This is a genomic window from Methylocystis sp. MJC1, from assembly GCF_026427715.1.
Classification (GTDB): Bacteria; Pseudomonadota; Alphaproteobacteria; order Rhizobiales; family Beijerinckiaceae; genus Methylocystis.
On record NZ_CP107558.1, the window covers coordinates 1,976,812 to 1,989,923 of the forward strand.

The window sequence follows — 13,112 nt, forward strand, 5'->3', positions numbered from 1 at the left end:
TCGTGCTCAAACTCTGAAAAAATACTTAGGAATTATTCGTATAATTTTACGAAGTCGGCCGACGCGTGCGTTTGACGATTTCGAAATTGCGCGCGCCCGGCCTCGGCGGCCGGGCGCGGCTCACTTATCTCAGCTGCGGCCAAGCACCTGCACATGCACGGCGCCCGTGCCGGAGGAAATGAGGCCGATCCGCGAGGCGGCGCCGCGCGAGAGATCGAGGCTGCGGCCGGTCCAGGCCGCCGGGCCGCGATCATTGACCCGCACCACGACCGAGCGGCCGCCATGCGAAACAAGCAGCCGCGTGCCGAGCGGAAGGGTGCGATGGGCGGCCGTCAGGCCCCATTGATTGAAACGCTCGCCGTTCGCCGTATGGCTATTGGGCTCATATTTGCGCGGGCCGCCGCCGTAATAGGAGGCGTTGGCCACGAAGGAACGCGCATTCTCGGGCATGGCGTAGCCGAAGGCGTTTTCGTCACCTCGGGCGTGGCGGCCGTAGCCATAATGGCGCGTCTCGGTTGACTGCTGTTGTTGCGAGCCAGCATCGGTTCCGCCGAAGAGTTGTGAAAGAAAATCCTGAGCGGCGGCGGGAACACTCATCAGACCTAACGCGGCTACGACAACAGAAACACGCTTCATTCCGTATTCATCTCCTCATGACTGCCTCCAACAAAATAAATAATTGAGCGCATACAGACTGAAATGCGTTCAATCTCATTTCGATGAGGCATGGTGTAGGTGAGGATTGGCGATCTAAAGATAGAATGTGGCGAAAATGTCCTGTTACCGGTTTGCGTATTCATGGCGCATAATCGCCTCATTTACGAAGAGGCGTGAAAACATGTACGATAAAGGCCTGCTAGATTATCCACGAGACTGGTATTCATATTGAAATATCCGGCGATATCCCACGAGCTTCTCGCAAACGCCTTTCATCGAGAAAGGCTGACAAATGGGCGGCGAGGCGCCAAAAGACCCGGGGGAGACATTACGCATGACCGACACCAAACGCCCCGCCGTCATCGGCGTCGTCACCGCCTCGGACCGCGCCAGCGCCGGCGTCTATAAGGATGAGAGCGGGCCGGCGATCGAGGCCTATCTGACCTCTGTTCTGACGACACCTTTTCGCATCGAGCGCCGGGTGATCCCCGATGGGTTCGAAAGCGTGCGGGATACGCTGATCGACCTCGCCGACGCTCTCGGCTGCGACCTCGTGGTCACGACCGGCGGCACGGGTCCGAGCCCGCGCGATCTGACGCCGGAGGCGACGCTGGCCGCCTGTCCGCGCGAGCTGCCGGGTTTCGGCGAGCTGATGCGGCAAGTCTCGCTCGCGCAGACGCCGACGGCCATTCTGTCGCGCCAGCTCGCGGCGCATCGCGGCAAATGCCTGGTCATCAACCTGCCCGGAAAACCGGCCGCAATAGAGCTGTGCCTGAACGCGGTTATGCCCGCCGTGCCCTATTGCCTCGATCTCATCGGCGCGGCCTATATCGAGACCGATCCAGCGCGGGTGACGGCCTTCCGGCCGAAGAAATAACTACCCGTACGGGCAGTAAGCGCTTTCGCGCCGCGACAATGGGAAGGCTTCTCTTGAGGCCCTCCCGTCTGTATAGGGAGATACGCGTAGAAGGCCCGAGTCGCCGGTTCGCGCGTCTTGGTGGATGCCGCAGACGAGGGCTTGAAGAGATGAGCGATTTGCGTCTGGTCGTGGTAGGCCCGACGGGCCGCATGGGCCGTATGCTGACGCGGGCCATCCCGGACACGCTGGGCGTGCGGCTCGTGGCGGCTCTGGGGCGCGAAGGGTCGCCGGCAATCGGAGCCGACAGCGGCGCCGCCTTCGGGCAGGGGCCAAACGGCGTGCCGGTGACGAGCGACATCGACGTTGCTTTGTCTGAGGCCGACGTCGTCATAGATTTTTCGGCTCCCGCCGCGACGGTGGCGCTTGCCAAGGCCTGCGCCAGGAAGCGTGTCGCCCATGTCATCGGGACGACCGGCCTTGCGCCGGAAGACCTTGCGACGATCGGCGAAGCCGCTCGCGAGACGGTGGTGGTGCGCTCCGGCAATATGAGCCTCGGCGTCAATCTGCTGGCTGTCCTCGTCGAGAAGGCGGCCAAGGCGCTGGGGCCTGGTTGGGACGCCGAGATCGTCGAAATGCATCACAAGATGAAGGTGGACGCCCCCTCGGGCACGGCGCTGCTGTTGGGCGAGGCTGTCGCAAAGGGCAGGGGGATCGACCTCGCCGAGCATAGCGCGCGCGGCCGCGACGGACTCACCGGGCCGCGCAAGGCCGGCGACATCGGCTTCGCGGCGCTGCGCGGCGGCTCCGTCGTCGGCGAGCATACGGTGATCTTCGCCGGCATGGGCGAGCGGATCGAACTGTCCCACCGCGCCGAGGATCGCGGCATTTTCGCCCGCGGCGCGATCGCGGCGGCGCTCTGGACGCGGGAAAAGGCGCCGGGGCTCTATTCCATGGCCGATGTGCTGGGCCTTTCCGGCGCGTGAGTTTTGCGAGACCGACATGAGCATGAACCGCACGCTTGTCCTCGTCCGGCATGGCCAGAGCGAATGGAACGCCAAAAATCTCTTCACCGGCTGGAAGAACCCCGACCTCACGCCGCTCGGCGTCGAGGAAGCGCGCCGCGCCGGACGTGAGCTGAGGAAGCTCGATCTGCTGTTCAGCGTCGGTTTCACCTCGGCGCTGCTGCGCGCGCAGCACACGCTGCAGCTCATCTTCGAGGAGCTGGGCCAATCAAATGTGCCGACCGTGAAAGATCGCGCGCTGAACGAGCGCCATTACGGCGATCTCTCCGGCCTCAACAAGGACGAGGCGCGCGAGAAATGGGGCGAGGAGCAGGTGCGTCTATGGCGGCGCTCCTATGACGTGCCGCCGCCCGGCGGCGAGAGCCTCAAGGATACGGTTGCGCGCGTTGTTCCTTTTTACGTCCAACGTATTTTGCCGCCGGTGATGCGCGGCGAGCGCGTCCTCGTCGCCGCGCATGGCAATTCGCTGCGCGCGCTGTGCATGGTGCTTGAGCAGATGACCCCCGAAAGCGTGACGACGCTGGAGCTCGCAACCGGGGTGCCGATCATCTACAAGCTCAACGCGGATTCGACTGTGGCGTCGAAGACGGTGCTGGAGCATTGATAGCGGCCGCGAAAGCCTGCCCGGGCTTTGGCAATTGAAATAGGTCGGTTTGGCGGGGCAGGTTTCGCCGCCCCGTCGCGTGATCCTCGGATTGGTCTTCCTGTCACCGACGCGTCCATCTCTATCTGCCTGCAAGTGCAGCGACGCGGCGGTTCGCGGGCCGCACGGAGCAGCGATCCAGCCAGTGGGTTACATTTGGGAAGGGGGTAACGTCGATCTCCTCAATGCTGGAAATACCGGTTTCGCCCGGTTCACGGAGCGTCGAGGCGAGGTTGATGTCCGCGACGGTGAAGTCGTCTCCCAACAAATATGGCTGGCGCAGACTGTCGTCCAGGATGCGAAGCGCGGCCGAGATTTGCTCAACCCACGCCGCAACGGGCTCAGGCTCCTTCTTCGAGAGGCTTCTAGCGACGCCTATGATACGCGGTTCGATCTCGTTGGCGGCCCAAAGAGTCCATTGATACATCCTGGCGCGACCCTTCTCATCCGCCGGCCACAGGGAGGCGCCTGCATAGGTTTCGGCGAGATATAGATTGATGGCGAGAGACTCCCAAAGAACAAACCCGTTGTCATTCAGACAGGGAACATGTCCATTGGGGTTGACGCGCAAATACTCCGCCGAGCGGCTCTCCGTATAGGGCTGGATGGGGATGTGCTGGTAGGGAACCCCAATCTCTTCTAGCGCCCATAATGAACGACTCGCGCGCGACCGGGCTTGTCCATAGAGCGTCAACATTGTTCGGTCCGCTAGTGTTGGAGCGTGGGGGCGGCGCCTGATCATCGTCATGCGCGACGGACCCTAAAGAGAAAGGCGCCAACGATCGCAGCGGCGGGGACAAATGTTCTTTTCCGCGTGAACCGTAGCCATCGCCAAGTTGGTCGGCAAGATTTCATTTCGGGAAAAATGCCCAACAGTTGCTGAGAAGCACTCCCGCCTCTGCTTCGCAAGCGTGGGGAATGACAACGGACCAATCGAGCGAAATCCGTATTGCTGCGCGACCGTCCACAAGAAAAAGCGCCAACCGGCATGTAGAGTAACGCACCATGGAAGCACGGCAAATCACCCCCGGCGCGTTTCACTACCCGGCCTTTCTCGACGCCGCCGCGCAGGCGCGACTCGCGCAGGAAATCGCCGACGCCATCGCCCAAGCGCCGCTCTACGTCTCGCGCATGCCGAAATCCGGCCTGCCCATGTCGGTGCGCATGACCAATTGCGGGCCGCTCGGCTGGATGAGCGACAAGGACAGGGGCTATCGCTATGAGCCGCGCCATCCAGAAACCGGCGCGCCATGGGCGCCCATCCCGCAGATGCTGCTCGATATTTGGGATAAGCTGACCGCCTATCCGAAGCCGCCGGAGGCCTGCCTCGTCAATGTCTACGCGGCGGATGCGAAGATGGGCCTGCATCAGGATCGCGACGAAGCTGATGTCGAGGCGCCGATCCTCTCGCTGTCGCTCGGCGCCGATTGCCGCTTTCGCCTCGGCGGGTGCAAACGCGCCGACAAGACGACAGCCCTCACGCTGTCGTCGGGCGACGCACTGATTCTTTCCGGGCCTGCGCGGCTATGTTTTCATGGGGTCGACCGCATCTTGCCGTCCATCCTCACGCCATTGCCGGCGCCGCTCGCCGGGCAGGGGGTGCGGGTCAATCTGACATTGCGGCGCGTGACTTAGCGCGCGTTCCACAAAAGCTGACGGACTTCTAAGGCGGGAAAACGCGCCAGGAGTCTGGTTTCGCGCGATTTCTCATCGCTCGCATTGCTCAGCAGTCACGGCGAGCGCGAGGCGTCATGTAAACGCAGTTCAGCTCCGGTTCACCTCGCCCGCGCCAAAATGCAAGCTTGAGACTAATCAAGTGGCGGTATTGTGTCAGAGCGCCCCTTCGTTGTAGTTTCGCCGCCGTCTCAAAGAGCGCCCGCGAGCGCCGAACCATTGGCACGCGCGTTTTAAAGAATGTGGGCGGACGCAAATTTGCAGCCGCCGAGGATGAGGAAAGGATCAAGGATGAAGACGATTTCCCTGCTGACGTTCGCTGCGAGCGTCGCTTTCGCCGCTTCCGCCGGCCAGGCCTTCGCTGCTGGCGACGCCGCCGCGGGCGAAAAGGTCTTCGCCAAGTGCAAGGCCTGCCATCAGGTCGGCCCGGGCGCCAAGAACGCCGTCGCGCCGGAGCTCAACGGCATCAGCGGCCGCAAGGCTGGCACGGCCGAGGGCTACAACTACTCCGAGCCGATGAAGAGCTCGGGCATCACCTGGGACGAGGCCACCTTCAAGGAGTTCGTCAAGAACCCGAAGGCCAAGGTGCCCGGCACCAAGATGATCTTCCAGGGCCTCGCCTCGGAAGGCGACCAGGACAACGTCTGGGCCTATCTCTCCCAGTTCAAGGCCGACGGCAGCAAGTAATCCAAGCCCGACGTCTCAAGATACAAGCGGCCCTGATTCAGGGCCGCTTTTTTGTTTCAAAATTATCACAGTCAATCAGGAATAGAATTGTCTAGAATGGAGCATTTCCAACATAGGTTTTGGCGGAATTATTCCAGGAAAAGCGACAAACTTGTAAGATTTCCAAGGTCCAGTTCTGGGCGTTGACTGAGAATTCTGCACTGCAATACTCAAGCGGAACATGGGATCGAGTCTGGCGGCAATCGGTCTCGTAACTTCTGCTTGGAGTCTCTCTTGGTGACGTCCACCACGCCCCAAAAAGCACGCATGCCGTTTCCGCTCGAACCGTTCGCATCGCGGATTGTCATTCTCGGCGGGCTGAAGGCCCGACCGGGAATGACAACGAGCCGGTCAAGCGGGTTTCGCATCCTTCATCCGCGCGCCAGCCTCTGCGCCATCGGCGCCGTTCTCGTCGCCACTCCCGCCCTTGCGCAGCAGGCGCTGCCGACGATCGATGTCGGCCGCGCGCATAAGACCGTCGTCCACGCGCCGGCGCCGCGCGCCCCGCATCCGGTTCAGGCGTCGCCTGTCGTCGCCGCGGCGCCTTCCCAGCCGCCCGAACCGGCGCCTTTCGTGCCGGAAGGCCAAACGCTCGGCGGAGGCCCCAGCGGCGTCATCGGCTATGTCGCGCGCGGCACCTCGACCGCGACCAAGACCAACACGCCGATCATCGACATTCCGCAGTCGATCTCGATTCTTACCAAGCAGCAATTGGAAGATCGGGGCTCTCTCAGCATGCAGCAGGCGCTCACCTATGTGCCGGGCGTGACGGTGACGGGCGGCGAGGGCAATAAGGACGCGATCACCATTCGCGGCCAGAACACCTCCGCCGACTTCTTCCGAGACGGCGTGCGCGACGATGCGGAATATTATCGCGATCTCTACAACATTGAGGCGGTCGAGGTGTTGAAAGGCCCGAGCGCGCTCACCTTCGGGCGCGGCGGCGGCGGCGGCATCGTCAACCGCGTCACCAAAAAGGCGGATGGGCAGACGATCCGCAATATCGAGACGAGCTTCGGCAGCTTCGGCCGCAAGCGCGTCACGATCGATGTGGGGCAGGCGATCTCCGACACGCTCGCCGTGCGTCTCAACGCCCTCTATGAGCACTCCTACGGCTTCCGTAATTTCTTCACGCTCGAGCGCTACGGCATCAATCCGACGCTCACCTGGAAGCCGCTGCAGAACACTTTCGTCACGCTGAGCTACGAGCATTTCCGCGATTGGCGCACCACCGATCGCGGCGTTCCGTCGATTGGTCTGGGCTCCTACTTCCAGGGCTTTCCGGCGGGCCTCGCGTCCCACTATCCCGGCTATCCCGCGCCAACGTCCAATTACACTTTCTTCGGCGACGCCAATCCGGAAGCCAAGAAAAACAATTATTCAAAGGCCGACGTGAACATCGTCGACCTCAACTTCGAGCACAAGACCGACTTCGGCCTGGAGATCCGCAACCACACGGTCTACGCCAATTATCAGAAGCGCTACGCCACGACCTTCCCCGGCGAGAATGTACTTCTCTTCGAAGGCCCGCCCGGCGGCCAGATGGAGATCGAGGGCTATATCCACAACACGCCGCGGCGCAACGTCTTCAACCAGACCGACCTCGTGTATCGCTGGCAGATGACGCCTGAAATCAAGCACACATTCCTGACCGGCGGCGAATTCGGCAATCAGAAGTCTTCGAGCGAACGCAATCTTTCCTGCTTCGGAACGCCCGCGAATAACTTCGCCGTCACATGCGATGGCAGCGCGGCCGTGGTCGACGCGCCTTTCCTCAATCCGACGATCTACTATCCAATGGTCTATGGCGACGCGCGCGAGCGCCGCTATACGGATCTCACGCTAGCGTCGGGCTATGTGCAGGATCAGATCGAGATCACAAAACATATCGACGTCATCGCCGGCGTGCGCTTCGATCACTTCGATCTAAAGTTCCGCGGCGCCGACTATCCGCTTCCGCCCAACGCCGATCCGACTGGCCAGGCGACAGAGCAGCAAGAAGGCGAGATCGTCGATACGCTGAACGTGAACATCCGGCGTGTGGACAATAAATGGTCGCCGCGCCTCGGCCTCGTGTTCAAGCCGACCGAGAATCTCTCCTTCTACGGCGCCTATTCGCGCTCCTTCCTGCCGATGTCGAGCGATCAATTCGTCGTCATCACGCCCTCGCTCGCCGCGCTCTCGCCGCAGGGCTTCCAGAACTATGAAGTGGGCGTGAAATATCAGATCACGCCAAGCCTGCTGTTCACGGCCGCGCTGTACCAGCTCAACCGCTCCAACCAGCCGGTGACGGTCAGCGCCCTCAACGCCGTTTCCGCCAACACGCGCACGCGGGGCGGGGAGATCAGCCTCGTCGGCAATGTCACGGACCAGTGGCAAGTGTCGCTCGGCTACGGCCATCAATCGGCGCGCGTGCTGAGCGCGAACAACTATCCCGACCCGAACGACCCATTCCTCGTCTATGCCGGCAAGGTGACGCCGAATGTGCCGCGCGACACCTTCTCCTTCTGGAACAAATACGACGTGTCTTCCTTCTTCGGGGCGCGGCCGGGCGCCTTCGGGCTCGGCGCGGGCGTCATCTACAACGCCAAATTCTATCCCGCGATCGACAACGCCGTGGTCGTGCCCGGCTATGCGCGCGTCGACGCCGCCGCCTATTGGAAGATCACCGACACGATCTCGGCGCGCCTCAATGTCGAGAACCTTCTCGGCGCCCGCTACTTCGCAGCCGCGACCAACAACAACAACATCATGCCCGGCGCCCCGCGTTCGGCCTATGTGACAGTCAACGCGAGGTTTTAACCGACGATAACGAACGCGAGAGTGATACGAGATCCGCTTGATTAATTCAGTGTCACTCCCGACGCTCGCAAAGTGAGTGATCGGAAATCCGGAGCAAAACCAGCGCTCTTGTGGCTCTGGATTCCGGTCGGGCTTTCAGCCCGCCGGGAATGATGAGGTGGACGGCCCGGCCTCGCCGTCATTGCGAGCGAAGCGAAGCAATCCAGGGCAGCGACAGTGGCGCTGGATTGCTTCGTCGCTTTGCTCCTCGCAATGACGGCGAGTGGGAGAAATAAAATGATGCAGTTCAGAGGCGCTGTCTCTGAGCTGCTTTTGCGCGTTATTTAACCTCCAAATACTTTCTCTTCCTTATAATATTTCCATTTTGTGTCGGAATCTATTTGCTGAAACAATCCAGAAAAACGTAGCCTGAGCTTAAGCAGCGCCGGATCGCGCGCAGCAACTCAGGATCGACATGAAACAAGCCACACACACACGCGACGCGCATCGGCTGGCTGGCCTCTGCGCCCTCTCCGCCGCTTTAACGCTCTCGCATTCGGCCTCTGCGCAACAATCGCTTCCGACAATCGATGTCGGTGGCGCCCGCCGCGCGACCGCCCACGCTCCTGCGCCGCGCACACAACGGCCCGTGACAGCCGCGCCAATCGCAACCGCGCCCGCGCGGCAGCCCGCGCCGTTCGTTCCGCAAGGCGAACAGATCTGGCGCGGCCCCACCAATGTCGTCGGCTATGTGGCGGGCGGCACCTCGACAGCGACCAAGACCGACACGCCGATTCGCGACATTCCGCAGGCGATCACCATCCTCACCAAGCAGCAGCTCGAAGACCGTAATAGCCTGACTCTCGGCCAGGCGCTCTCCTATGTGCCGGGCGTGACGGTGGCGCAGGGCGAGGGGCAGCGCGACCAGCTCACCATTCGTGGCCAGCCGACAACCGCCGACTTCTATACGGACGGCGTGCGCGACGACGCGGAATATTACCGCGATCTCTACAACATTCAGGCGGTCGAGGTGCTGAAAGGCCCGAGCGCGCTTATCTTCGGGCGCGGCGGCGGTGGCGGCGTGGTCAACCGCGTGACCAAGAAGGCGGATGGCGAAACACTACGCGCCCTGCAGGTCTCGACCGGCAGTTTCGGCCGCAAGCGCGTGACCTTCGACGTGGGGCAGGCGATCAACGACCAGCTCGCCGCGCGCGTCAACGGCCTCTTTGAACAGTCCTACAGCTACCGCGACTATTTCAACATGAAGCGCTGGGGCATCAATCCGACCTTCACCTGGAAGCCCTTCGAGAAAACCTTCGTCACGCTCAGCTATGAGCATTACTTCGACTACCGCACGATGGACCGCGGCGTCCCGTCAGTGAATTGGAACGCCAATCCGACGATTGTCGCGGCGCAGAACCTTGGCGCCGCTTATTTGTTCCCCGGCTATCCCGCGTCGACGGACCGTTCGACCTTCTTCGGCAACCCCACGGTCAATTACGCCAAGACCGACGTCGATCGCGCCGTGCTGATGGTCGACCATACGACCGACTCCGGCCTCAACATCAAGAATCAGACCGTCTTCGCCCATTACGCGAAATTCTATCAGAACAGTTTCGCCAACAACGCCGTCGCCTTCAGCGGCTGCGCGGGCGCGCTGCCGCCCTGCGTGCAGCTCTCCGGCTACAACAATGAGACGCCGCGCCAGAATATCTTCAACCAGACCGACCTGACCTATACGCTGCAAATGACGCCGCAGATCAAGCACACGCTGCTTGCCGGCATGGAGTTCGGCAATCAGAAGTCCGACACCAACCGTAACAACGCGCGCTGGCTGAACCCCTTTACCGGCTCAGCGAACATCAACACTTTCTTCGGCTATCCTACGACTTTCCTGCCAGTGGTCTTCAACAACCCGAGCTTCCGCCGCCACACCGATCTCGATCTCGCGGCAGGCTATGTGCAGGATCAGATCAGCGTCACGAAATATGTCGACATCCTCGCCGGCGTGCGTTTCGACAGCTACAGCCTGAAGTTCGTCAACAACCTCATCAACCCGGCGCCGACGAGCGACAATTATTGGGGCCAGTCGCTCACCAACAACGTGGCCAGATGGTCGCCGCGCTTCGGCCTCGTGTTCAAGCCCTTCGAGCAGCTCTCGCTCTACGGCAGCTACTCGCGCTCCTTCCTGCCGGCGGCGGGCGATCAGTTCAACACGCTGACGATTTCACAGGCGAATATGCAGCCGCAGGGTTTCGAAAATGCGGAGGCGGGTTTCAAGGCGGAGATCACGCCAACCTTGCTTTTCACGGGCGCGATCTACAACCTCAATCGCACCAACCAGCCGGTCTCGATCAACGCTTTTTATAATGTGCTCACCGATACGCGCACGGTTGGCGGCGAGCTCGGCCTCGTAGGGCAGGTGACGCAGGAGTGGCAAGTCTCTCTCGGCTACGGCAATCAGCACGCCTATGTCACGAGCTCCGACCGCGTGCCGCTCGCAGGCATTGGGCCGCTCTTTACCGAAAAGGGCAAGGTCGTGCCGTCCGTGCCGCAGAACACTTTCTCGTTCTGGAACAAATACGACGTCTCGTCGCTCCTCGGCTTGGCGCCGGGCGTGCTCGGCCTCGGCTCCGGCGTGATCTACAACGACAAATTCTATGCGGCGCTGGACAATGCTGTCGTCATTCCCGGCTATGCGCGCTGGGATGGGGCTGTTTATGTGAAGGTGAGCGAGAATGTTTCCGCACAGGTGAATGTCGAGAACATTCTCAACGCGAGCTACTACGCGTCTGCGCATAACAACAACAACATCATGCCCGGCGCGCCACGTTCGGCCTTCGTGACGGTGAACGCCAAGTTTTGATTTTCCTGAGCAGCGACGCCATTCCCTTCAAGCGGTTTGGCGCCGGGGGCCGAAGGCCCCCTCGGGAATGAATCCAGAGCCAATGCGCGCGCGGCTTTGTTCTGGATCCCCGATCGCTCACCCAAGCGAGCGTCGGGGATGACCCAGCGAAAGGACCGCGGGGCGGTCGGCCCCGCCAGCGCTTTCTCGGCGCAAGCGGATCGGCTATGCGTCATCGGGCCGAGCAGGCGGCGTTCTAACCAACGCTCGCCTGCCGGATTCTCCTCGCCCGGAACAGGCCCGACGTGACCCGCAAACCTGACGAAATCTCCTCCGACCTCATGCAGCCCCTCGAAGCCCTGCCTGTGTTTTATCCGCTCGCCGGCAAGCGCGTCGTCGTCATCGGGGGCGGGGAGGGCGCGGCCTGGAAGGTCGATCTCGCCGCCGCGTCCGGCGCGCGGGTCGATGTCTACGCCGCCGACCCTTCCGATAAGCTGCGGGAGATCGTCGCCGTTCGCGCGAACGTCACGCTTCACGAGCGCCCGGCCGGGCCAGCCGATTTCGAAGGCGCCGCGCTCGCGCTCGGTTCGACCTTCGACGATGCGGAAGCCGACGCCGCCCGCAAGGCCGCGGACGCCGCACATGTGCCGCTCAATCTCGCTGACCGGCCGGCGATGAGCGATTTCATCATGGGCGCGATCGTCAATCGCTCGCCGCTCGTCATCGGCGTCTCGACCGGCGGCGCCTCGCCTGTCTTCGCCCAAGCCATGCGCGGGCGCATCGAGGCCCTCGTGCCGGCAAGCTTTTCCGCCTGGGCCCAGGCGGCGCAGGAATGGCGGCCGCAGATTCTCTCCTCCGGCCTCGACTTTCTGGCGCGGCGCGATTTTTGGCGCCGTTTCACGCGGCTGGCCTTCCGCGACGTCGAGCGCCAGCCGACAACGCAGGATCGCGACGCGCTGCTGGCGCAGGCGCGTGAGGCTGGAGACGCGGCGGCGCATGGGCGCGTCACTCTCGTGGGGGCGGGGCCGGGCGATCCGGAGCTCATCACCCTCAAGGGCATGCGCGCGCTGGCCGGCGCCGACGTCGTCCTCTTCGACGATCTGGTGCCGGCGGCCATTCTCGATTTTGCCCGCCGCGAAGCGACGCGCATCAATGTCGGAAAGCGCGGCTACAAGCCTTCCGTGCGGCAGGAGGAGATCACAGCGCTCCTCGTCGAGCTCGCGCGCGCCGGCAAGAATGTCGTGCGGCTCAAGGGCGGCGATCCGCTGATCTTCGGCCGCGCCAATGAGGAGATCGCGGCGTTGCGTGCGGCGGGCTTCGAGATCGAGATCGTGCCCGGCGTCACAGCCGCCTTCGCGGGAGCCGCAGCGCTCGGCGCGTCGCTGACGAGCCGCGAGACCGTGCGGCGGCTGCAATTCATCACCGCCCATACGAAAGACGGCGAATTCCCGGAAGATTTCGACTGGGGCGCCCTGGCCGACCGCCGCGCGACGACGGCTGTCTATATGGGAAACCGCACTTTGCCCGAATTGTCCCGGCGCCTGCTTCAGGAGGGCATGGCGCATGACACGCCCGCCTTCCTCATCGAACGCGCCTCGACCCCTGACGAGCGCATCATCAAGGGGACGATAAGCGATCTTCCCGAACGGGTGGCGCGCGAAACGGTTACCGGGCCCGTGATGGTTCTGATCGGCTGGGCGCTCGTGGAGAAATGAGGCGCGAGGGGAGGGGCGTTCGAACGTTTGTAAAATAGAACATATGTTCGAACACAGCTCGTCATGGCCGGGACAAGCCCGGCCATGACGAGGGCAGCGACAGGAAAGTGCGTGCAGGTGATACCATTTCCGTTTGAATAGCTCGCATGGGGACGTGTCATTCCCGGCGGGCTGAAAGCCCGACCGGGAA

General features: G+C 62.4%; 10 protein-coding genes. 8 read left to right on the forward strand and 2 right to left on the reverse strand.

Going from position 1 to position 13,112, the window contains the following annotated elements:
* Positions 1–129 precede the first annotated feature (129 nt).
* Positions 130–636, reverse strand: a complete 507-nt coding sequence (locus tag OGR47_RS09570) for a septal ring lytic transglycosylase RlpA family protein (protein WP_246729545.1) — start codon at positions 634–636, stop codon at positions 130–132.
* A gap of 355 nt (positions 637–991) precedes the next feature.
* Here OGR47_RS09570 and mog point away from each other — a divergent pair, with 355 nt between their 5' ends.
* From mog to OGR47_RS09585, 3 genes are all read left to right on the forward strand, one after another.
* On the forward strand, positions 992–1,534 hold the full coding sequence (gene mog / locus OGR47_RS09575) for a molybdopterin adenylyltransferase (RefSeq protein ID WP_165048498.1): 543 nt from the start codon (positions 992–994) through the stop codon (positions 1,532–1,534).
* A 149-nt stretch (positions 1,535–1,683) separates the two neighbouring features.
* Positions 1,684–2,499, forward strand: a complete 816-nt coding sequence (gene dapB, locus OGR47_RS09580) for a 4-hydroxy-tetrahydrodipicolinate reductase (protein ID WP_165048500.1) — start codon at positions 1,684–1,686, stop codon at positions 2,497–2,499.
* Between the two features lie 16 nt (positions 2,500–2,515).
* Positions 2,516–3,142, forward strand: coding sequence for a 2,3-bisphosphoglycerate-dependent phosphoglycerate mutase (locus OGR47_RS09585; RefSeq protein ID WP_165048502.1), 627 nt, complete (start codon positions 2,516–2,518; stop codon positions 3,140–3,142).
* Between the two features lie 121 nt (positions 3,143–3,263).
* On the opposite strand, the gene OGR47_RS09590 is transcribed toward OGR47_RS09585, so the two are convergent.
* Positions 3,264–3,878 (reverse strand): glutathione S-transferase family protein, encoded by a 615-nt coding sequence (locus OGR47_RS09590; RefSeq protein WP_165048504.1) that lies wholly within the window; start codon positions 3,876–3,878, stop codon positions 3,264–3,266.
* 308 nt (positions 3,879–4,186) lie between these two features.
* On the opposite strand from OGR47_RS09590, the gene OGR47_RS09595 reads away from it, so the two are divergent.
* The 5 genes from OGR47_RS09595 (at position 4,187) to cysG (ending at position 12,922) form a co-directional block, all read left to right on the forward strand.
* Positions 4,187–4,816, forward strand: coding sequence for an alpha-ketoglutarate-dependent dioxygenase AlkB family protein (locus OGR47_RS09595; RefSeq protein WP_165048506.1), 630 nt, complete (start codon positions 4,187–4,189; stop codon positions 4,814–4,816).
* A gap of 330 nt (positions 4,817–5,146) precedes the next feature.
* Positions 5,147–5,542, forward strand: a complete 396-nt coding sequence (locus tag OGR47_RS09600) for a cytochrome c-554 (protein ID WP_165048509.1) — start codon at positions 5,147–5,149, stop codon at positions 5,540–5,542.
* Between the two features lie 375 nt (positions 5,543–5,917).
* A complete protein-coding gene (locus OGR47_RS09605) occupies positions 5,918–8,383 on the forward strand; it encodes a TonB-dependent receptor (protein WP_267270083.1) in 2,466 nt (821 codons plus the stop codon).
* Positions 8,384–8,837: 454 nt separating this feature from the next.
* Positions 8,838–11,228: a TonB-dependent receptor gene (locus tag OGR47_RS09610; RefSeq protein ID WP_165048513.1), complete on the forward strand. Its 2,391-nt coding sequence runs from the start codon at positions 8,838–8,840 to the stop codon at positions 11,226–11,228.
* Between the two features lie 284 nt (positions 11,229–11,512).
* Positions 11,513–12,922, forward strand: coding sequence for a siroheme synthase CysG (cysG, locus tag OGR47_RS09615; RefSeq protein ID WP_165048515.1), 1,410 nt, complete (start codon positions 11,513–11,515; stop codon positions 12,920–12,922).
* Positions 12,923–13,112 lie beyond the last annotated feature (190 nt).